18 protein-coding genes and 1 tRNA gene are annotated in these 21,124 nt (G+C 67.0%); 6 read left to right on the top strand and 13 right to left on the bottom strand.

The window, feature by feature from the left end:
• Position 1: 1 nt before the first annotated feature.
• From ACFU4Z_RS13385 to ACFU4Z_RS13375, 3 genes are read left to right on the top strand one after another with little or no spacing between them, the layout of a single operon-like run.
• Positions 2–646 (top strand): aminodeoxychorismate/anthranilate synthase component II, encoded by a 645-nt coding sequence (locus ACFU4Z_RS13385; protein ID WP_379062428.1) that lies wholly within the window; start codon positions 2–4, stop codon positions 644–646.
• Complete coding sequence (locus tag ACFU4Z_RS13380; protein WP_379062426.1) at positions 643–1,341, top strand: RibD family protein; 699 nt, start codon at positions 643–645, stop codon at positions 1,339–1,341. The genes ACFU4Z_RS13385 and ACFU4Z_RS13380 overlap by 4 nt, the downstream gene beginning before the upstream one ends.
• Complete coding sequence (locus tag ACFU4Z_RS13375; RefSeq protein WP_379062424.1) at positions 1,341–1,811, top strand: deaminase; 471 nt, start codon at positions 1,341–1,343, stop codon at positions 1,809–1,811. The genes ACFU4Z_RS13380 and ACFU4Z_RS13375 overlap by 1 nt, the downstream gene beginning before the upstream one ends.
• 4 nt (positions 1,812–1,815) lie before the next feature.
• On the opposite strand, the gene ACFU4Z_RS13370 is transcribed toward ACFU4Z_RS13375, so the two are convergent.
• The 8 genes from ACFU4Z_RS13370 to ACFU4Z_RS13335 form a co-directional block, all read right to left on the bottom strand.
• A complete protein-coding gene (locus ACFU4Z_RS13370; protein ID WP_379062422.1) occupies positions 1,816–2,235 on the bottom strand; it encodes a CBS domain-containing protein in 420 nt (139 codons plus the stop codon).
• A 122-nt stretch (positions 2,236–2,357) separates the two neighbouring features.
• Entirely contained in the window at positions 2,358–4,262 is a 1,905-nt protein-coding gene (pknB, locus tag ACFU4Z_RS13365) for a Stk1 family PASTA domain-containing Ser/Thr kinase (protein ID WP_379062420.1), read from the bottom strand.
• Positions 4,259–5,788 carry a protein kinase gene (locus ACFU4Z_RS13360; RefSeq protein WP_379062418.1) on the bottom strand — a complete coding sequence of 510 codons (1,530 nt, stop codon included), beginning with the start codon at positions 5,786–5,788 and terminating at the stop codon, positions 4,259–4,261. Before ACFU4Z_RS13360 ends, pknB begins: the two co-directional genes overlap by 4 nt.
• A gap of 37 nt (positions 5,789–5,825) precedes the next feature.
• Entirely contained in the window at positions 5,826–7,292 is a 1,467-nt protein-coding gene (locus ACFU4Z_RS13355; protein ID WP_379062416.1) for a peptidoglycan D,D-transpeptidase FtsI family protein, read from the bottom strand.
• Positions 7,289–8,779, bottom strand: a complete 1,491-nt coding sequence (locus ACFU4Z_RS13350; protein ID WP_379062414.1) for an FtsW/RodA/SpoVE family cell cycle protein — start codon at positions 8,777–8,779, stop codon at positions 7,289–7,291. The genes ACFU4Z_RS13355 and ACFU4Z_RS13350 overlap by 4 nt, the downstream gene beginning before the upstream one ends.
• On the bottom strand, positions 8,779–10,284 hold the full coding sequence (locus tag ACFU4Z_RS13345; RefSeq protein WP_379062412.1) for a PP2C family protein-serine/threonine phosphatase: 1,506 nt from the start codon (positions 10,282–10,284) through the stop codon (positions 8,779–8,781). The genes ACFU4Z_RS13350 and ACFU4Z_RS13345 overlap by 1 nt, the downstream gene beginning before the upstream one ends.
• On the bottom strand, positions 10,281–10,748 hold the full coding sequence (locus ACFU4Z_RS13340) for an FHA domain-containing protein (protein ID WP_364904974.1): 468 nt from the start codon (positions 10,746–10,748) through the stop codon (positions 10,281–10,283). Before ACFU4Z_RS13340 ends, ACFU4Z_RS13345 begins: the two co-directional genes overlap by 4 nt.
• Before the next feature lie 201 nt (positions 10,749–10,949).
• Positions 10,950–12,368 (bottom strand): FhaA domain-containing protein, encoded by a 1,419-nt coding sequence (locus ACFU4Z_RS13335; protein ID WP_379062410.1) that lies wholly within the window; start codon positions 12,366–12,368, stop codon positions 10,950–10,952.
• A gap of 227 nt (positions 12,369–12,595) precedes the next feature.
• Between ACFU4Z_RS13335 and ACFU4Z_RS13330 the strand changes: the two genes are divergently transcribed.
• Positions 12,596–12,678: transfer RNA gene (locus ACFU4Z_RS13330), tRNA-Leu, on the top strand.
• A gap of 95 nt (positions 12,679–12,773) precedes the next feature.
• On the opposite strand, the gene ACFU4Z_RS13325 is transcribed toward ACFU4Z_RS13330, so the two are convergent.
• Positions 12,774–13,142, bottom strand: a complete 369-nt coding sequence (locus ACFU4Z_RS13325; RefSeq protein ID WP_379062407.1) for a hypothetical protein — start codon at positions 13,140–13,142, stop codon at positions 12,774–12,776.
• Positions 13,139–14,584 (bottom strand): purine-cytosine permease family protein, encoded by a 1,446-nt coding sequence (locus tag ACFU4Z_RS13320; protein ID WP_379062405.1) that lies wholly within the window; start codon positions 14,582–14,584, stop codon positions 13,139–13,141. The genes ACFU4Z_RS13325 and ACFU4Z_RS13320 overlap by 4 nt, the downstream gene beginning before the upstream one ends.
• A 106-nt stretch (positions 14,585–14,690) precedes the next feature.
• Between ACFU4Z_RS13320 and ACFU4Z_RS13315 the strand changes: the two genes are divergently transcribed.
• A complete protein-coding gene (locus ACFU4Z_RS13315; protein ID WP_379062403.1) occupies positions 14,691–16,289 on the top strand; it encodes a PucR family transcriptional regulator in 1,599 nt (532 codons plus the stop codon).
• 15 nt (positions 16,290–16,304) lie between these two features.
• Here the strand turns inward: ACFU4Z_RS13315 and ACFU4Z_RS13310 are convergent, their stop codons facing one another.
• Genes ACFU4Z_RS13310 through ACFU4Z_RS13300 form a run of 3 tightly spaced genes read right to left on the bottom strand, consistent with a single transcriptional unit; the run spans position 16,305 to position 18,926 of the window.
• Complete coding sequence (locus ACFU4Z_RS13310) at positions 16,305–17,174, bottom strand: polysaccharide deacetylase (RefSeq protein ID WP_379062401.1); 870 nt, start codon at positions 17,172–17,174, stop codon at positions 16,305–16,307.
• The gene (locus ACFU4Z_RS13305; protein WP_379062399.1) at positions 17,171–18,298 is read right to left on the bottom strand and encodes an NADH:flavin oxidoreductase; all 1,128 of its coding nucleotides are present in this window, start codon (positions 18,296–18,298) and stop codon (positions 17,171–17,173) included. Before ACFU4Z_RS13305 ends, ACFU4Z_RS13310 begins: the two co-directional genes overlap by 4 nt.
• Positions 18,285–18,926 carry a DUF1989 domain-containing protein gene (locus tag ACFU4Z_RS13300; RefSeq protein ID WP_379062397.1) on the bottom strand — a complete coding sequence of 214 codons (642 nt, stop codon included), beginning with the start codon at positions 18,924–18,926 and terminating at the stop codon, positions 18,285–18,287. The genes ACFU4Z_RS13305 and ACFU4Z_RS13300 overlap by 14 nt, the downstream gene beginning before the upstream one ends.
• 154 nt (positions 18,927–19,080) lie before the next feature.
• On the opposite strand from ACFU4Z_RS13300, the gene ACFU4Z_RS13295 reads away from it, so the two are divergent.
• Complete coding sequence (locus ACFU4Z_RS13295; protein WP_379062395.1) at positions 19,081–20,415, top strand: amidase family protein; 1,335 nt, start codon at positions 19,081–19,083, stop codon at positions 20,413–20,415.
• Positions 20,416–21,124 lie beyond the last annotated feature (709 nt).

The following is a 21,124-nucleotide window of genomic DNA, read 5'->3' as shown; positions in this document are numbered from 1 at the left end:
CATGCGTGTATTGGTCGTCGACAATTACGACAGCTTCGTATTCAACCTGGTGCAGTACCTCGGCCAGCTTGGCGTCGAGGCCGTCGTCTGGCGCAACGACGACTCGCAATTGGCCGATGTGGACGCCGTCGCGGCCGAATACGACGGCATTCTGATCAGCCCGGGCCCAGGCTCGCCGGACCGCGCGGGCGCGAGCATCGACCTCGTGCACGCCTGCGCGCGCCAGCTCACCCCGTTACTCGGAGTGTGCCTCGGCCATCAGGCGATCGGGGAGGCGTTCGGCGCCACCGTCACCCGCGCGCCGGAGCTGCTGCACGGAAAGACCAGTTCGGTGTTCCACATCGGCACCGGGGTGCTCGCCGGTCTGCCCGATCCGTTCACCGCGACCAGGTATCACTCGCTCACCGTCCTCGAAGCGACGATCCCCGACGACATCGAGGTGATCGGTCGCACCGAGAGCGGGATCGTGATGGCCATGCGGCACCGTACGTTGCCGATCCACGGCGTGCAGTTCCATCCCGAATCGGTGCTGACCCAGGGTGGTCATCGGATGCTGGCGAACTGGCTGGAGGTCTGTGGCCAACGCCCGTCCGAGGGCCTGGTGGAGATGCTCGAGGCGGAAGTCGCGTCCTTGGTGGCCCAGTGACGCGTCCCTATGTCCTGCTTTCTGTCGCGGTCAGCGTCGACGGCTACATCGATGACGCGGGCCCCGAGCGATTGCGGCTCTCGGACGAAGCCGACTTCGATCGGGTCGATCAGGTGCGCGCGGAATCCGACGCCATCCTGATCGGCGCCGAAACGCTGCGCCGCGACAATCCACGTCTGCTCGTCAATGACCCGGACCGGCGGGCCGAACGGATCGCCGCCGCGGGCAAACCGGAATATCCGCTGAAGATCACCGTCACGGCGAGCGGCGACCTGGACCCCGAGCTGAAGTTCTGGCACTACGGCGGGGACAAACTCGTCTACACCACCGAGGCCGGCGCGGCGCGGCTCGGTGACAAGTTGCGGGGTCTCGCCGAAGTGGCAACCCTAGGCGCCGATATCGATCTCGGCGCGCTGCTCGATGATCTCGGTCGCCGCGGAATCGCCCGCCTGATGGTCGAGGGCGGCACCCGCATCCACACCGCGTTCCTCGCGGCCGACCTCGCGGACGAGCTGCACATGGCCATCGCGCCGATTCTCGTCGGTGACCAGGCCGCGCCCCGGTTCCTCAACCCCGCCGCCTACCCGGGCGGTCCGCGCCGGCGCATGCAGCTGGCCGATATCGCGAGGATCGGTGACATCGCCCTGCTCATCTATCTCCCCAAAGCGACCACAGACACCAGCCAGGACCGGTGATGACCGAAGCTCCCCGTGCGCACGAGCAGGACCGCCAGTTCATGCGCAGGGCAATCGAACTGGCGCGCATGTGCCCACCCAGCGACACCGCCTTCTCGGTCGGCGCGGTCATCGTGGTCGAGGGAGCGGAGATCGCCACCGGGTACTCCAGGGAGACCGATGCCAAGGTCCACGCCGAGGAGTCCGCGTTCGACAAGCTCGACGCGGACGATCCCAGGCTGGCCACGGCGACGATCTACAGCACGCTGGAACCGTGTTCCCAGCGCGCCACCCCGACCCGGCTACCGTGCACCGACAGAATCCTGGCGGCGGGGGTGCCCCGCGTTGTCATCGCCTGGCGGGAACCGACGACCTTCGTCACCAACTGTGTCGGTGTGGAGAAATTACGGCAGCACGGCGTCGAGGTGCTCGAGCTGCCCGACCTGGCCGAGGCCGCCATGTCGATGAATCGGCACCTGGATTTGCGCTAGCCGGTCAGGGCCTGCCGTAGACGGCTGTCACGAACTCGCCGAGCTGGTTGTCGTCGAGGTGCCTGGCCAGGTCGGCTTCGCTGATCATGCCGACGAGGCGCTTGCGCTCGATCACCGGCATCCGCTTGATCCGGTGGCTCTCCATTTCGTCGAGCACCTCATCGATATCGGCGTCGGCATCGATCCAGCGCGGCGTCGATTCGCACAGCTCTTCGGCGCGAGTGGTGGCAGGCGGCCTGCCCTGAGCGATGCATTTCACGACGATGTCGCGGTCGGTGATGATCCCGCACATCCGCTCGTTCTCACCTGCGATCACCAGAGACCCGACGCCGAGTTCGGCCATGATCCGGGCGGCCTTGCCTACGGTGTCGTCCTTGGAGATCCACTGGGCCCCGGGCTTCATGATGTCCCTGGCAGTGGTCATGGGCTACCTCCTCGTATGCAGCGTCCTATGGACGGAGCAGCTGATGGGATGAAGCAGCCTCATTCTCGCCCGGACAACACCGACCGGTTTGTGTTTTCGGGTTATCCGGGCGAGCTTCGTTATCAGGGCGGTCCGAGGACTCCGGTGCTGATCGAAACCGTGCCGTTCTTCGCGATCGAGGAGCCGGCCGCGGGCTGTTGGCCGAGGACGCGGCCCACACTGCTCGTGTCGAAGGTGCCCTGGGCGGACTGATTGATCTGGCCCGCGGTTCCGGTCCAACCGGCTTGGCGCAATCTATCCAGCGCCGCCGCGGGGGTCAGGCCGATCAGCGACGGCATGGTGATCTGGTCACCGGTGGAGATCTGCACGGTTACCGCGGAGCCTTTGTCGGCTGTGCTGCCACCTGCCGGGAATGTCCCGATCACCTCGCCCTTCGGCTTCGATGACTGGACCTCTTGCACGACGACCTTGAAGCCATTGCCCTCGATGTTCGGCTGCGCGATGTCGATCGATTGGCCGATGACATTGGGTACCCGTACCGCTTCTGGGCCCGTGCCGATGGTGATGATGACGGGTGAACCCACGTCGATCTTGGAACCCGGCGACGTGTTCTGGTCGATGACCATGTCCTTCTCGGCACTGCTCGAGGCCTTGCGTTGCACGTCGGGACTGAGCTGCAACCCTATGGAATTGAGCTTCTGCTCAGCCTGCTGCTGATTGAGTCCCGTCAGCCTCGGCACCTGCACCTGGGCAGGCCCGGTGGAGACCTGAACGGTGATGGTGCTGCCCTCGGCCACCCGGGAACCGCCCAGCGGCTGGGTCGAGATGACATTGCCGGTGGCAACCTTGTTGTCCGGCTTCTGCAAGATGGCCACGGTGAAGCCGAGCTTCTGCAGCGTCTCCTGGGCTTGCTGTTGCGACTTGTTCGAAAGATCGGGCACCGCAATCTGATCCGGCTTGCTTCCTGGCCCGATCAGCACCCAGAACAGCGCGAAGGCGACCGCGACCGCGGCGGCGGCGCCGACCGCTATGTAGATGTTGCGACGCGGGTCCGATGGCTCCGCCGGTTCCTGCTCGGCGGTGTCGTCGTTGCGCTCGACGGTGCGGAAGGTGCGCGGCGGCGGTTCGTTGGCGCCGAGGATCGTGGTGCGGTCCTCGTCGGTCATCACCATCGGTGCGCTCGGCTTCTGCCCACCGAGCACCCGAATCAGGTCGCCGCGCATCTCGGCGGCGGTCTGGTACCGGTTGGCCGGGTTCTTGCTCATCGCCTTGAGCACCACGGAGTCCAGCTCGCGGGGCACCCCGGAGTGCACATGCGAGGGCAGCCGTGGATCCTCGCGCACGTGCTGGTAGGCCACCGCGACCGGCGAGTCACCCGTGAAAGGCGGTTCGCCGGTGAGGATCTCGAACAGCACACAGCCGACGGAATACACATCGGACCGGGCGTCGACGGTCTCGCCGCGCGCCTGCTCGGGTGAAAGGTATTGCGCGGTGCCGATGACCGCGGCGGTCTGGGTCATCGGGTTGGCGGCATCGGCGATCGCGCGGGCGATGCCGAAGTCCATCACCTTCACCGCGCCTGCGCGGTTGATCATGATGTTGGCCGGCTTCATATCCCGGTGCACGATCCCGGCCTTGTGGCTGAAATCCAGTGCGGCACAGACGTCGGCGACGACCTCCATGGCCCGGCGCGGTGGTATCGGACCCTTGCCGCGCACGATATCGCGCAGCGTGTCGCCGTCGACGTACTCCATCACGATGTACGGCAGCGGGCCGCCATCCACCTCGGCCTCACCGGTGTCGTACACCGCGACGATCGCCGGATGATTCAGCGCGGCCGCGTTCTGCGCTTCCCGCTTGAAGCGCAGATAGAACGTGGGGTCACGGGCGAGGTCCGCGCGCAGCACCTTGATCGCCACATCGCGGCTCAGCCGCAGATCGCGGGCCTTGTGCACCTCGGACATGCCGCCGAACCCGATGATCTCGCCCAGCTCGTAGCGCGAGGAGAGGTTCTTCGGGGTCGTCATGGCTGTCCTTGCGGAAGAGTGGCTGCGCCGGGGGTGACCGAGGGGCCTCGGGCACCGGGACTATCCGGAAATGGTAGGTCGAGCGTGGGGAAGCGCGACCTACTGGTGGTGGTAGGAGCCGTTGTCTTCGGTGGTTTCGTCGTGCTGGGCGCCGTAGTGCTCGGTGCGGGCGTCGTGGTCGGCGGTTCCGTGGTGGTGGGCGGTGGTTCCGTCGTCGTCGGCGGCACCGTGGTCGGCTCCACCGTCGGCGGCGGCGCCACCGGCTTCGGTGTCGTCGTAACCGGCGGCGGCGGTGGCGGTAGCGGAACCGTCGTCGGCACCACCACCGTCGTTGTCGTCGGCTTCACCGAGTCCGGATTGGTATCCCCGCCGAACAGCAGCCAGATGGCCGCGCCGCCGAGCAGCACCGCACCGATGCCGAGCCCGCCGAGCCACTTCTGCGGCGAGGTGAACCGCTCGCCATTGCCCGGTGGTGTCGCGGGACCCGCCGCCGTCGAATTCAAGACGGTCGCCGGTGCTGCCGCGGCCGACGCGCCAACGGGCTGACCCGGGGTCGAATAGCGAACCGTCGAGCCATTGTCGTAGCTGTGCTGCCCGGACGGCAGCATCACCGTCGGGCCGGGCGGCAGCACCCTGGTCGCGCCCGTGGTGAGCGGTCCCGCGCCCGATGCGGTGCCGCTCGGCGGTGGTGGCCTGCGTCCGGCGCGGACGGCGGCGACAGCGTCGGCGAACTCGCCGCCGCGCGCGTACCGGCGCCCCGGCTCCTTGGCCATCGTGATCTCGATGAGTTCACGCACGTTGGCGGGCAGATCCGCGGGCATCGGCGGCGGGGTGTCGCGCACATGCTTCATCGCGACGGTAATCGCGCCATCGCCGGTGAAGGGCCGCTGGCCTGCCAGCGCCTCGTAGCCGACAACACCGAGGGAGTACACGTCGCTCGCGGAGGTGGCGTCCTCGCCGACCGCCTGCTCCGGCGCGATGTACTGCGCCGTGCCCATCACCATGCCGGTCTTGGTCACGGGGGAGGCATCGACCGCCTTGGCGATGCCGAAGTCGGTGATCTTCACCTGACCGGTCGGCGTCACCAGGATGTTGCCCGGCTTCACATCGCGGTGCACGACGCCGGCCAGGTGCGCGACCTCCAGTGCGCGGCCGGTCTGCTCCAGCATGTCCAGACCCTGGACGACCGAGAGCCTGCCGAGCCGGTTCAGCACCGTGTTGAGCGGTTCGCCCTGGACCAGTTCCATCACCAGGTAGGCGGTCTCGCCGCCACTGGGGTCCAAGGTCTCGCCGTAGTCGTAGATTCCGGCGATACCAGGATGATTCAGCTGGGCGGTGGTCTTCGCCTCGGTGCGGAACCGGTGCCGAAAGGTGGGGTCGGCGGAGAACTCCGACTTGAGCACCTTGACCGCCACCCGGCGATCCAAGCGCGTGTCGAGCGCCTCCCAGACCTGGCCCATTCCGCCCGTGGCGATCAGGCGTTGCAGTCGGTACCGATCGGCGATCATCGCGCCGTTGTTCAGCATCGGGGCCCCCGTACATTCACTCGCACGTTCATATCCTTCAGCTGCCTCGCAGTCCGGCGTCCAGCACCGCACGCGCGACGGGCGCGGCTACCGAGCCACCGGTGGCGGCCAACGCCCGGTCTCCGCCGTTCTCCACGATGACCGCGATGGCGATTTTCGGGTTCTGCGCGGGAGCGAACGCGATGTACCAGGCGTGCGGTGGGGTGCTGCGCGGATTGCTGCCGTGCTCGGCCGTGCCGGTCTTGGAAGCGATCTGGTACCGGGACTGGCCGCCGCCGGCGGTGTTCTGCTCCGAGGCCACCATCAGGTTGGTCAGCGTCGACGCTACCTGGGCGCTGACGGCTTGGCCTACCGAGACGGGCTTGGGCTTGGACAGCTCGCTCAGATCCGGGCCCTGCAGTTGTTCGATCAGTTGTGGCTCCATCCGGACGCCGCCGTTGGCGATGGTCGCCGCGATGACCGCGTTGTCCAACGGCGTGAGCGCGACGTCGCGTTGTCCGATGCTGCTCTGGCCGAGTGCCGCGTTGTCCGAGATCGTCCCGACGGTGCTCTCGGCGACCGGGATCGGGATGCCGCGGTGCGCGCCGATACCGAAGGCGGCCGCCTCGTCCTTGAGGTTCGCGGCCCCGACCTTGAGTCCGAGTTCGACGAACGCGGTGTTGCACGACATCCGGAATGCGTCGTACAGCGACGCGGTCGGGCCGCCGCCACAGGTGGAGCCGTTGTAGTTCTCCAGCGTGGTGGTGGTGCCGGGCAGGGTGATGGTGGGCGCCGCGGTGAATTGATCCTCCGGGGTCGCCGTTCGGTTGGCCAGTGCGGCCGCGGTGACGACCACCTTGAAGGTGGATCCAGGCGGATAGGTCTGTGAGACAGCGCGATTGAGCATCGGCTGACGTGGGTCGGTGCTCAGCATCTCCCATTCCTTGGTGCCACTGGCACCGTCGTGCCCGGACAGCAGGTTGGGATCGTAGCTGGGTGTGGAGACCATCGTGAGAACTTTGCCGGTGCTCGGCTCGATTGCCACTACCGAACCGGTGTAGCCCTTGCTGGTCAGCTGGTCGTAGGCGACCTTCTGCATCGCTGGATTCAACGTGGTGAGCACGTTGCCGCCGCGCGGATCGCGACCGGAGATCATGTCGATCAGGCGGCGCCCGAACAGTTGGCTGTCGGAACCGTTGAGCACCGAGTCCTCGGCGCGTTCCAGGCCGGTGCTGCCGTACTGCATCGAGTAGAAGCCGGTGACCGGTGCGTATGCCTGCGGGTCTTCCGGGTAGGTGCGCAGGTACTTGTAGCGGTCCTCGGTGGCGACCGAATTGGCGAGCACCGTGCCACGCGCCGAGATCTGCCCGCGCTGGCGGGCGTACTCGTCCAGCAGCACCCGTGAGTTGCGCGGGTCGCTCCGGTAGTCATCGGCCTTGATGACCTGCACGTAGGTGGCATTGATCAGCAGCGCGACGATCATCAACATCACCGCCATCGCGACCCGCCGTAAGGGCGTGTTCATTCCTGGGGCCTCGCTTCCGATGGGCCCGCTTCGGCGGACTTGCGCAGCAGCTCCGTCGGCGCGTCCGCGATCGGCGCAGGCTCCTTCTTGCGGATCGGTGCGGGGGCGCGCGCGGCGTCGGAAACCTTGATCAGCAACGCGAGCAGCGCGTAGTTGGCCAGCAGCGACGAACCGCCGTAGGACATGAACGGGGTGGTGAGGCCGGTCAGCGGAATGAGCTTGGTGACGCCGCCGACCACGACGAACAGCTGGATCGCGATGGTGAACGACAGACCGGCGGCCAGCAGCTTTCCGAAGCTGTCGCGCACGGCGAGTGCGGTGCGCAGGCCGCGCACGATGAATACCAGGAACAGCAGCAGCACCGCGGCGAGCCCGATCAGACCGAGCTCCTCACCGATGGTGGTGATGATGAAGTCGGTCTTGGCGAAGGGCACCTGCGACGGCCTGCCGCTGCCCAGGCCGGTGCCCGCGAGCCCGCCGGTCGCGAGCCCGAACAGCGACTGCGAGATCTGGTAGCCGGTGTTGCTGTAGTCCGCGAACGGATCCAGCCAGGTATGCGTGCGCACTCGCACATGGCCGAAGGCCTGATAGGCGAAGAAGAATCCCACCGCGAGCAGGCCGCCGCCGATGACCAGCCAGCCGACGCGTTCGGTGGCGATGTAGAGCATCACCAGCACGGTGCTGAAGATCAACAACGAAGTGCCGAGGTCCTTTTCGAAGACCAGCACGCAGATGCAGACGATCCAGACCACCAGAATCGGGCCGAGGTCGCGCCCGCGCGGGAACTCCATGCCGAGGAAGTGCCGCCCGGCCGCGGTGAACAGATCGCGCTTGGCCACCAGCACCGAGGCGAAGAAGATGATGAGCAGGATCTTCGCGAATTCACCCGGCTGCACACTGAATCCCGGCAATCTGATCCAGATCTTGGCGCCGTTGGTCTCCGAATACGCGCCCGGTAGCAATGCCGGAATCGCCAGCGCGACAAGGCCCAACAGGCCTAGGGTGTAGCTGTAGCGAGCCAGCGTGCGGTAGTCGCGCAGCACGATCAACAGCGTGATGAACACCACCATCCCCAGGCCGGTCCACATGATCTGCTGGTTGGCGTCGGGGGAGGGGATCGCCGAGGAATTGTATTCGGCGGTCTGTGCGTCGGCGAGATCGAGGCGATGGATCAATACCAATCCGAGGCCGTTGAGCAGGGCGACGATCGGTAGTAACAGCGGGTCGGCGAACGGCGCGAAGCGGCGCACCGCGAGATGCGCGACCGCGAACAGCGCGAAGAACGCCAGCCCGTATTTGGCGATGTCCCAGGTGACCGACTGCTCCTGACTGGCTTCGACCAGAAACAGGGCCGCGGTCGTGATGACTCCCGCCGCGGCCAGTAAGAACAATTCGACGTTGCGTCGGGTAGTTGGCGGCGGCGCGGGTGCGAAGCCGCCGGGGGGACTGGGAAAAGCCCCAGCGGTCGGCGGTGCCGGTGCGGACATCAGTCCGTCACCCGGCAGGTCTCCCCCGCGATCTGGGGGTTCGCCGCCGCGGTCGACGTCGGCGCCGTCGGCTCCGACTTGGTCGGCGTCTTGACGTCGGTACCCCTGGTCTCACCCGGATTCGGTTCGGTCCCCGCGGGCGGCGGCGGGTTCTCGCTCGGGGTGGGCGCCGGGCTGCCGGTCGACGACGGCGGCGGCGCGACGGGCGGCACAACTCCCGGCTGCGGGGCCTGCTCACGGACCGGGCACGGCGGCAGCAGTTCGTCCTGGGCGAGGACCTTCATCTGGTCCTTGGCCTTGTCCAGTGAAGTCGGCGGCAGGCCACGGTCCACCTGGGTGCGCCCCGTGGACTTGAGATCCGCGGCCTTCAGCACCCGGCAGCCAGGGGGCAGATCCTGGCCGGGCTGCTCCAGGGTGAGTTCACCGGAGGACTTGACGCAGCCGACGAGATCGACCTCGTGGATCGAATAACCGAGCACCGAGCCGGGTAGCCCGCGCAGGATCACCACTTGGCCGTTGTCCGCGGCAACGTAATAGTTGCTGCGAATCATCTTGTAGCCGACCAGCAGACCGACGAACACGGCCACCACCAGGGCGATCGCGAGCACGATCCAGCGCAGCTTGTGCGACTTGCCCTTCGCGGGCGGCTGCGGCGCTGCGGTGGCGCGCCGGGGCGCCGCGCGCGGCGGACGCATGGCGGCCGCACGGCCTGCCGCGGTGTTCGGCGGCGGGGTGTCCTCGTCCTGACCGGAGGCGGCGCCCGCGACGATGGGATGGCTCTGCCCGTAGTCGAGATCGATGACATCGGCGACGACCACGGTCACGTTGTCCGGCCCGCCGCTGCGCAAGGCGAGCTCGATGAGCCGGTCGGCGCATTCGTCCTGGGTGCCCTCGCGCATGGTGTTGGCGATCGTCTCGTCGCTGACCACGTCGGACAGGCCGTCGGAGCACAGCAGATAGCGATCGCCTGCGCGGGCCTCGCGCATGATCAGCGTCGGCTCGATCTCGTTGCCGGTGAGGGCACGCATGATCAGTGAGCGTTGCGGATGGGTGTGCGCCTGCTCGGGGGTGATCCGGCCCTCGTCGACCAGTGACTGGACGAACGTGTCGTCCCTGGTGATCTGGGTCAGCTCGCCACCGCGCAAGAGGTACGCGCGGGAGTCGCCGATATGGACGAGGCCGAGTTTCTTGCCCGCGAACAGGATTGCGGTGAGCGTGGTGCCCATGCCATCGAGTTCGGGCTCTTCCTCGACGTGGTCGGCGATCGCGGCGTTGCCCTCGTGGGTGGCCGCGTCGAGCTTGCCGAGGAGGTCGTCGCCTGGCTCGTCGTCGTCGAGATGCGCCAGTGCGGCGATCATCAACTGGGAGGCCACCTCGCCCGCGGCATGGCCACCCATGCCGTCGGCCAGTGCGAGCAGGCGTGCGCCCGCGTAGACGGAGTCCTCGTTGTTGCCTCGGACAAGACCGCGGTCGCTACGTGCTGCGTAGCGGAGAACAAGTGTCACGATCGCAGCTCGATCACTGTTTTGCCGACACGGACGGGAGTTCCGAGTGGAACTCGGACTGCGGTAGTGACTTTCGCGCGGTCGAGGTAGGTGCCGTTCGTCGAGCCGAGATCTTCGACGTACCAGTCGTCACCGCGCGGAGACAACCGCGCGTGTCTGGTGGAGGCGTAGTCATCTGTGAGTACCAGCGTGGAATCGTCCGCCCGCCCGATCAGCACCGGTTGGGTGCTGAGCGAAATGCGGGTGCCGGCGAGTGAACCTTGAGTCACCACAAGATATTTGGCGCCCTTCTGGCCTCGGCTGAAGGAAGGCAGCACCGCGGAACCGCGTGCGGCCCTGGGCTGGATCCGTATGCCGGATGCCGCGTAGATGTCGCTGCGCAAGGTCCGCAGTACCGCCCACACGAACAGCCATAGCAGCAGCAGGAACCCCGCACGGGTCAATTGCAAGATCAATCCCTGCACGGCGTTCCACCTCCTGTTCGACCGTGTACGTCGGTGCCGTAGGTGCTGGAGCGCCCCCGCCGGCTTGCTGGTCTTGCCGGCCCCGGTTCTGGTGCCGCGCGTGTGTTGGCAGCATCATAGGGCCGTCAGCCGATTCCGATCACGATACGACCGCAGAATCCCTGATGGCCATGTCGTGACCCGCATCGCGAACTTACAGGATCAGACGATACGGATCAGGATCTCGGAATGCCCAGCACGGATGACATCTCCGTCAGCGAGCTGCCAATCCTGCACCGGGGACCCGTTGACGAGGGTGCCGTTGGTGGATCCCAGATCCGAGAGCATCGCGGTCGCGCCGTCCCAGCGGACCTCGATGTGCCTGCGCGATACACCGGTATCGGGCAGGCGGAAGTGGGCGTCCTGGCCGCGGCCGATGATGTTGCTGCCCTCACGGAGCTGGTAGGTGCGTCCGCTGCCGTCGTCGAGCTGAAGAGTTGCCGAGTAGCCCGAACCGGCTTGCGCGCCACCGCCGTAGGCGGGTGCGGCGTAGCCGGGTTGTGCGGCGTAGCCGGGCTGTTGCGAGTAGGCCTGGCCGTAGCCGCCCTGCTCGTCGGGCGCGGCGTAGCCCGGCTCGGCGTAGCCGGGTTCGGCGTAACCCTGTTCGCCGTAGGCAGGCTGCTGGCCATAGCCTTGCTGCTGCCCATAACCCGGTTCGGCGTAACCCTGTTCGCCGTAGCCGGGCTGACCGTAGCCTTGCTGCCCGTACCCGGGCTCGCCGTAGCTTTGCTGGCCGTAGCCCGGCTGGCCGTAGCCCGGCTCCTGGTAGCCCTGCTGGCCGTAGTCGGGCTCGGCGTAGCCACCGCCCTGCTGGCCGTAGCCACCGCGGTCGGCGTAGCCCGGCTGGCCGTAGCCCGGCTCCTGGTAACCGGGCTGGCCCTGCTGGCCGTAGCCGGCCTGGCCGCCCTGGTAGTCGTAGCCGTTCTGGTAGTCGCTGTACCCCTGCTGGGAGTCCGGCGCCTGGTAGTCGGAGCCGCCCGGATACGGCGCGCCACCACGGCCGTAGTCCTCGCGGTACGCACCGTTTTGCGGACCGCCCCGGCCGGCGGGTGGTGGTGCGTACCCGCGGTTGCGTGGATCGGACTCCGCGGGCTCACGGCTGGGGTCGTAGCCTGAGTTCTGCGTCATGGGGCCAGCTCCTGGTTGCGGGTTTGCAGGTCGTTGTGGCGTGGGCTCAGGGCTTTGAGCTGGTGTGGCTCGACGGCCGACGTCGGGATCGACCCGGCCGCTCGCCCTGAACTGTCCGGTGTGCAGCGTAGGTGATGCCTCGAACGCCACGTGTACTTCGCCGTAGGTCTGCCAGCCTTGGTCGCGGATGTAGTCCTGCAGGTGTTTGGCGAACGCGCGGGTCGTGAGCTCATGATCCGCGACGAGTTGCTCGTAGTCGGACGGGTTGATGGTGATCACATAATTGTTGGCCGCCAACTGGTGGCCGCCGCCCAGATCCTGGACGTGATCGGCGGCTTCGCGTTGCAGCGCGGCCTCCACCTCCTGCGGCACCACACTGCCGCCGAATGCCCTGGCGAACGCATCATCGACGGCGCCCTGCAGACGACGCTCGAACCGTGAAACGATGCCCATCTCGGCCTCCCTTCGGTTGAGCGTCCTGTTCTGATTGATAACAACGACACGCAGGCATGGCGTGTCGTGTGTCGACCACGTTCATTGCATGATATCCACGATCGTCCACACCTGTAACTCCTGGAAATCTCAGCGGGTTCCCATGGTTGCCTGGCCTGCGCACAAAAGGCCGCCGGGCGTCGATTTCGTGTCCCGCATATCTGCGTGATACTGTCTCCCAGTCGCTCGGGCGAGTGGCGGAATGGCAGACGCGCTGGCTTCAGGTGCCAGTGTCCTTCGGGACGTGGGGGTTCAAGTCCCCCTTCGCCCACAAATGATAATGCGAGAAAGCCGCAGATCAGAGTTTTTCTGGTCTGCGGCTTTTGTCGTCGGCGGGTTTGCCGACCGATCCGTCCTAAAGGGCGGTCAGGCGTCGGCTGAGGCCAGTTCCGGCTGCCCGGCCGGGCGCCTCGCTGCGCCGGCGTGGGGCCCGGTACTGGAAACATGGCCGGCCCACAGTGTGCCCACCAGGGCGGCCGTACCGAGTGCGGCGCCGACCCAGGCCACGGAGGTGAAGCCGAGACCGGCGCTGATGGCCATGCCGCCCAGAATTGGAGCCAGCGTGTTCCCAACATTGAAGGCAACAGTGTTCGTGGCGCCGACCGGCGTGGGCGCGCCGGGTGCGACCACGAACACTCGTGACTGCGGGACGGGATTGGTGACATATCCGGCGATGCCGAGAACGAAGACTCGTCCGGCGCTGAGTCGGGCCGCCCTGATCCGCCGGCGATTCACGCGCTGGTGCGGCGAGTGGAGGCCAGGACGCTCAGGACGCCGTAGACGCCGCCGGCTACGAGGCTGCCCGACAACCAGGAGAAGTCGGTGTTGCCCAAGGCTTTCGCCACCGGCCCCTGCATGGCGGGGACCACGCCGTACTGCCAGGACCAGCTGGCGAGGAGTCCGGCGGCGAGGCTCACCAGGCCGCACGCATTGAACTTCCGGTAGATCGATGTCGCACCGTCGCGGTAGAGGTCCGGAATCGAGAGGGTGCGGCGGCGTACCAGGAAGTAGTCGACGAGCAGGATGGACATCCACGGGCTGATCCACATCAGGATCGACACCATCCAGTTGTCGAAGGCATGCGCGAAACTCGACGAGTCGATGAATACGGCCAGTACCGCGGAGGCCACCACACCGGCCAACAGCGTGACCTTCCATCGGGAGACGCGGATGCCTATGGTCAGCGCGGCCAGCGAGCACGAGTACAGGTTGAGGATATTGGTGGCGATCGGGCCGTGCATGATCAGCAGCAGTACCGGGACGGCGAACACGCCGAAGGTGCTGACTACGAGTGTGGACGGGTCGGCGCTACCACCGGCGCTCGCGAGGCAGGCGCCGAGAGCGGCGAGCCAGACGGTGGGCAGGTACATACCAGCGGCCGATGCCCAGAACACGGTCCTGGCGCGCAGCTTCGGCCGTGCGAACCGGCTGTAGTCCGCCGCGTAAGGGATCCAGGTGAGGCCCCAGCCGACACCGATGGCGGTGACGAGTTGCGTTATCGCGGTGAGCTTCCCGCCGGGCGTCGCGGCCGGGGCGGCGGTCCAGTCCAGGTGCGTGCGGGCGAGCGCCACCACGGTCATCGCCACCATCACCGCGATGGTGACGGGGACGGTGTACTTCTCGAACGTGCGGATCGCGTAGAACCCGTACAGCGCGAGCGCGAGCTGAATCACCATGATGACCGCCGCGACGACGACCTTCAGCTCCATGCCGCCCCGGATGCCGATCTGCTCGAGCACGGCGAGCACGAGATCGAGCACGACCCAGGTGTTCACCCCCACCCACGCCATGGTCAGCAGACCTTGGACGAGGGCGGGCAGCGCGGCTCCGGTGATGCCGAACGCCGAACGCCCGAGCACCATCTGATTGACGGCGGTGCGGTGGCCGATGACATTGAACAGGCCGAATACCGCGCAGCCGAAAAGATTTCCGACCGAGACGACGATCAGCGTTTCGATCAGGCTGAGCCCGAGGGCGATTCCGAGTGCGCCGAGCACCCAGTTGATGGGCGCGATATTCGCGCCACACCAGATCCAGAACAGTTCCCAGGGAGAACAGTCCCGCTCCCGGTCGGGAATGGGTAGTACACCGTGATCGTCGAACCGGACGCCGGTGTCGCCGATGGCCGGGTCGGTGGTCGCCGTGCTGGTGGTGCCGGGCAGTTGCGGGGATGACATGACTTCCCTCTTTCGGTAGTGATTCATCTCATAACAGCACCGCTCGGCCCGAGAGAGGGATGTGCATTCATCTATCGATAGCCATATCCTGTGTACATTTCTATAGGTGTTGACCATTGCGCGACTTGTCGCTGATCCAGCGCTGGGACTGCGGGTGATGACGCCGCAACTCACTGAACGACTGGCGGCGGAAATCCGCTGGCTGCACACCACGGAACTGCCCGACCCGTCGCGATACGTCCGGCCCGGCGAGCTGGTGCTGACCAACGGCCTGTGGTTGCCGCACGTTCCGTCGGAGCGGTTCGTCGACGCTGTCGCGCGGGCGGGCGCCATCGGGTTGGTGTTCGGGCTGACGGCGCAGACCCCGGCGCTTCCCGAAGAGCTTGCCGCGCTGTGCGTTTCGCGTGGACTGCCACTGGTCGAGCTGTGCATCGGGGTGCCGTTCGCGGCGCTCACGCGGGCCGCCGCCCGGATCCAGAACGAGGTGCTGCAGGCGGAACTGACCGCGACCGTGCACCGCGGGGACGCGCTGGCCACTGCGCTGTCGCGCGGCAGCGGCGCGGCGGGCGTGCTCGAAATCCTGCGTGGCGAAACGGAACTGCCACTGCTGGTCGTTGATCGCAAGGGGCGCTGCCTGGCCAGTATCGGCTGCGAACCGACCGGGGAGCAGATCCGCCTCGCCGCCGCGGCGCTCAACCGCACGCCGCCGCCGATCGAGGTCGATCTGCTGGGGTCGGGGCCGTCCGCGCTCTACCTCGTCGAGGGCGTGATGGGGGAGATCGACGCCGGGCTGTACTGCCTGGAACCGGCCACGAAACTGGCCGCGGCCGATCGGGAAGCTCTTGCCCAGGCGGCTCGATTCCTGAGCCTGGAGGTCACCAAACAGCAAGCGGTGCATGCCATCGAGGCGCGCTTCGCGGCCGAGCTGCTCGAGATGATCCTGTCCGGGCCGCGGCGCAGCGGTGAGGTGAGTCAGCGGCTACGCGCGTACGGGGTGCCGTCGGACCAGCCGCTCGGCGTGTTCGCGCTCGCACCGGTATCCCCCTCCGGCAGCCCCGACATGCCGCCCGACGACATCGCCGACGCCGTCGGCGCGTTCTTCGCCACGCACGGCATACCGGTGTTCACCGCGGCGGGCAGCCGGGACGTGGTGGCCGTCTGCCCGTGGGAGCACACATCGCAGGAGCTGACGCGTTTCGCCCGCGAGCTCTCGGCGGAAGTCGGTCGGCGAGTGCCCGCCGCGCGGATCGTCATCGGGCTCGGTGAGATCGCTACCACCGCAGGCGCATTGCGGGAACCGCTGGTGCGTGCCAGAGAAGTCTGCCAAGTGCTGCGCGGGCAGGACGGCCGGGACACGGCCTCCTTCGCCGATATCGCTACCTTCCGGATGCTGCTCGGCCTGCTCGACGAACAAGTGCTGCACCGGTTCACCGATCAGGTGCTCGGCATCATCCGCGAGCACGACACTCGCGCACACACTGAACTCGAACACACCCTGCGAACTTTTCTCCTCCATGACGGCCAATGGGGTGTGACGGCCGCGGCACTGCATGTGCACGTCAACACCCTGCGCAATCGCATGGCTCGGATCACCGAGTTGACCGGCCGCAACGTCAACCGGCTCGAGGACACCGTCGACCTCTTCCTGGCCTTGGCCGCCGAGACCGTCGGACCGGGCACCGCATCCCGCGCGGTGACGCGGTGACCGGCCGACGCGAAATCAGTTCGGATACACAGCCGGGTCCACGTCGTAGCTCGGCAGCGGGCGATGCGGAGTACCCACGTCCTCGCGCGCCCGGGCAGCCACATCGCGACAGCGCGCGAAGGTCACATCCCCGCACTCCTTGGCATACGAGATCAGGTTGCGCAGCGCCATCATCCGGCCCGGCCGCCCGGTGAGGAACGGGTGCATACACACGTTGAACAAACAGCCGTAATGCCGCATCCCGTCGAGTTCGGCGCGCCACATCCGCTCGACCTTGACCGGTGATTCGATGACCGAGCCGATACGCGGCTCGGGAAGGTACGCGTACTGCTCCCAATCGTCGAGCGACCAATGCACCGGCAGCTCCACCACCGGCGCGTGCGTGCTGTCGACCAGGTACGGCCGGTCGTCACCCATCAGCGACGAGTCGTAGGCCAGCCCGTATTCGGCGACCAGACCGATGGTTTCGCGGCTGGCGCTCCACATCGCCGCACGGTGTCCGGCGATGTCGATGCCCTGTGCGGCGAAAACATCCAGTGCGCGGAGGAAATCCGCGCGTTCGGCGCCAGGCGGCAATGAGGTTGGCGCACGGTGGCTGTAGGAGTGGTGGGCGACCTCGTGCCCGCGGTCGACGATCGAACGGGCCAGGCCCGGACGCTGCTCGGCCACCCAGCCCGGCACGAAGAACGTCGCGGGAACGGCCATCTCATCGAGCAGATCGAGGATCCGCGGCACGCCGACATCCGGGCCGTAGGACTGGTGTGACATCACCATGGGATGGTCGGCGTAGTGGCGCCCTTCCGCGAGGATGGGCGTCTCCGCGTCGACATCGAAGGTGAGCGTCGCCACGGCGGCGGCGCCGCGGGTCCAGTCGCGATCGCTCATTTGCCGGTTCGTGCGCGCCATGCCGCGGCAGAGTCCAGAGTGGCCATGGGATGGAGCATCTCATGGTCGAACGCAGCCAACGGCGCCCCCGTCTCGACCCGGCGCGGCAGGTCCGGATTCGCCAGCGCACCCTGGCCGAGGGACAGCACATCGGCGTGCCCGCCGGTCAGGACATCGGCGGCCTGGGGGAGCGCGTGCATGCCGCCATTGGCGATGACCGGGCGGCCGGACACCTCACGGGCCAGCTGCGTGATGGTCGAGCCGCTCGGGAAACGCGAGGTCTCGAGGAAATTCCTACCCTCACTGGCGATGTGCAGGTAGGTCGCGTCGGACAGGGCCGCGAAGACGACCCGCGCGTCGGCATCGGCACCGGGCCAGCGGTAGGTGAAGTCGTTGACCTTGGTCTGCGACAGCCGCACACCGACGGGGAAATCACCGAGCGCATCACGCACGGCGCGCAGCACGCGCACGGTCAGGCGGATCCGATTCTCCACCGGACCGCCGTAATCGTCGGTGCGCTGATTGGTGTAGTCGGTGAGGAACTGGTCGAGCAGATAGCCGTTGGCCGCGTGGATCTCGACCCCGTCGAAACCCGCCGTCCGGGCATTCTCGGCGGCGGCGGTGTATCCGGTGATGACATCGTCGATATCGCGCGCGGTCATTTCCCGGGGCGCTTTCCACGCTCCGCCGACGCCGCCGTAGTCGGCCATCATCTGTCCGCGCGGCGCGACGGCCGACGGTCCGATGGTCTCGAAGCCATAGGCGTTGCCCTGCGAGATGGCTCCGGCGTGCATCAACTGCGCGACGATCGGAGCCCCGGCGCCGTGCGCCGCGTCCACCACCGCACGCCATCCGGTGATGTGCCGGTCGGTGACCAAGCCGGGCTGATTGACATAGCCCTGGCTGTGGGCGGCATCCGGGTAGATGCCCTCGGTGATGATCAAGCCGAATCCACCCGCCGCGTACTCGCGGTAGTACTCGGCCATCTGCGCGGTCGGCGTGCCGTCCGGTTCGGCGGAAATGCGTGTCATAGGTGCGACGGCGAACCGGTTGCGCAACTTCAGCGAGCCGAGGCCGAACGGCTCGAGCGCGGGATGGGCCAGTTCGAGTTCAGTGGTGGTCATCGCTGTTCTCCTCGGTGGTCGGGGTCGAGATGGTCAGTGCCAGTGGGGTGGGTCCGGCGCCGTTGATGATGTTGTGGTCCTGCGGGCAGGACGAGACGACGACGATGCACGCCATGTCCGCGCGGAAGGTGATCGAATCCCCTGGCGCGGTGGCGGCCGAGAGCCAGGACAGCTCCCCGTCCGCGGCGACGGGGATGCGCATGAAGACATTGATCGGCTGCGGAATGAACGGCAGCGCCGGGTGGCCGAGGTCGGCCATCGCTTGCCGCAGATTGTCCGCGCAGCTGGCGTGGTTCGGGTCGCCGTATGCCGCATAGCGTTCCGGATCGCAGGCGGCGATCAACATGTCGTGCCGGCCCGGGGAGGTGTCGGCCAGATAGGTGAGGATAGGCCGCCGCCGGTTGGTCACGAAGGATTCGCCCAGCTCGGGGAACAGGCGGCTGATGTGGGTGCGAGTGTGCGAGGCGCTGTGATGCTCGGTGATGTCGTCGATGTTGTAGGCGAACACATCTCCGACTTGGCCGCCGGCGACGTCGGTGATCCGTAATCGCTCGCCTTTGCGCAAGGTCACCGACCGGCCCTGCCTGGCCGGTACGGTCACCGGCTCCGGGTAGCTCAACGCTGTCATGCCGCTCAGTCAACAGAACCGCAGCGGTCAACGGGAATGGATATGTACACACTCTTAGGGCGATTGGATAGATGTTCGCACATATCCGCACGGATGCCTGCGCGATAGCGTGTGCTCTATTCGTTCCGGACCCGAGCATCTGGAGTACATACCCATGACTACCGCCACCGCAATGGCGCAGGCCCTCGCGAGCGGCGAGACGACGTCGGCGCAGTTGGTCGCCGCCGCGGTCGACCGTGCCAGGCAACCTGATTCGGCCGCGGTGATGATTACCGTCACCGGCGAACGTGCCCGCTACCAGGCCGAGGCGTGTGACCGCCGCGCCCTGCGCGGCACCCGCCGCAGCAGGCTCGACGGAGTCCCCATCGTGTGGAAGGACGTGTTCTACGTCCAAGGCGCAGTGACGACCTGCGGCTCGGCCAGCCACCTCCACGATGAACCCGCCGCCGTGGACAGCCACCTCGTGCGCCGCGTGCACGACAGCGGACTCGTCACCATCGGCAAAACCAATCTCAGCGAGTTCGCCTTCTCGGGACTCGGGATCAACCGCTGCTTCGGTACGCCCGTCAACCCCGTCGACCCGGAGTTGATCCCCGGCGGATCGTCCTCCGGATCCGCGGTCGCGGTCGCTCGCGGGATCGTTCCGCTGGCGGTCGGGACCGACACCTCCGGATCCGTGCGCGTGCCCGCGGCGCTGTGCGGCATCGTCGGATACCGCGCCAGCCCAGGCAGATATGGCCCCCATGACTTCGCGCCGCTGTCGGCGACACTCGACAGCGTCGGCGTGTTCGCGACCACCGTCGAAGACCTCGCCGCTCTCGACCGTGTGCTCGTCCCCGCCGGGCCCGGCCGGAGCCGGCTACCGCCGCGGTTCATCGTCCCCGCGGGCGAATGGTCCGAAGACGTCGCGGCGGAGATATCCGACGAGCTCGGCCGCGCTGTCGCCGAACTCCGCGCCGCGGGCGCTGACGTTCAGATCCGTCATGTGCCTTCGCTGTCGAATGCCCAGAACCTGATGGACGGCAACGGCACGATCGTCGGCGCCGAGGCCTTCCTACTGCATCGCCACCGGCTCGACTCGACGATGCCGATCGAGCCCGGCACCCGGCGCAGGCTCGAAAACAACGCGCATACAGGCGATTCCATCGGCCCCGTCTATGCCGCGATGGCTGCCTTGCGTGCCGAGTTCGCCGCCGATCTCGGTGACGCCACGCTCCTGTGCCCTACCGTGCGCCGCATCCCACCGAGCACGGCCGACCTGCAGTCCGACCCGGATCGGTACGACAGCGCGAACTCCGCCGTCCTGCGTACCACCATGGTGCTCAGCTACCTCGGCAGTTGCGGCATCACCCTGCCTGCACCTGCCGTGCGGCCCGGGCCCCGCGCCGGCATCCTGCTCTCCCGACCGTCCAACGACGACATGGCCCTTTTGGACTGTGCGGCCTGGGTGCAGCGCGTCATGAACCCGGCCGGATCACTCGCCCGCTGAGCGAGACGTCGTCGGTTCGATCTCGGCGGCCGGGCCGCCCACGGCGCGGGACGGATGCTGCCGCACGCGCCGAGGTCCAGGCCCGCCGTCGAGAGCGCGGTCGTTCACGCCGCCGGATCGTCGCCGCGACATCCCGATCGCGAACATTCGGCGAATTCTGCCCATACTGGGCGCGGACCTCGACGTCGCCGTGACGTGGCGGACCGGATGACATCCGGAGAGCGAGAAACGTGGCTACACAACGCAATCCATGGCTGACGATCGTTGACATGACCATTATCGCGCTGTCAAGCCCGCTGATCATGGGGGTCCCGAATTCCCATTGACTTCGATGCTGCTTCGACCAGTGTTCACCGGCCGCCTCCGTTCCCGATACATGATGTGTCAGCGGCTGGTGTCGTACTGGATCGACGAGCCACCGAAGGGCGGCACATAAAAGGACGGCACAACGGTTGCGAGGAAACGATTGGGCTGGCAGGCTAACTCCCAGCAGGCAACTGGACGCATGTCCCGCTGTCTGCTTGGCGGAGAGAGATTTTTTGATGAGCACTGATTTCGTCTTCTGGACGGGTGAAGTACTGGCTGCAAGTGTTGAGCCGGGCAATTCCCATGACGTTGCCGGAACACCTTTCACCACGGTGAAAGGAACGTTCACATGGACTACGTCTCGTTAGCTAGCGACGACGTCCGAGGTCCGATGGTCGCCCCT

The sequence above is a fragment of the Nocardia sp. NPDC057440 genome, from assembly GCF_042802915.1.
Taxonomy (GTDB): domain Bacteria; phylum Actinomycetota; class Actinomycetes; order Mycobacteriales; family Mycobacteriaceae; genus Nocardia.
This window is presented reverse-complemented; position numbering and strand designations above follow the sequence as displayed.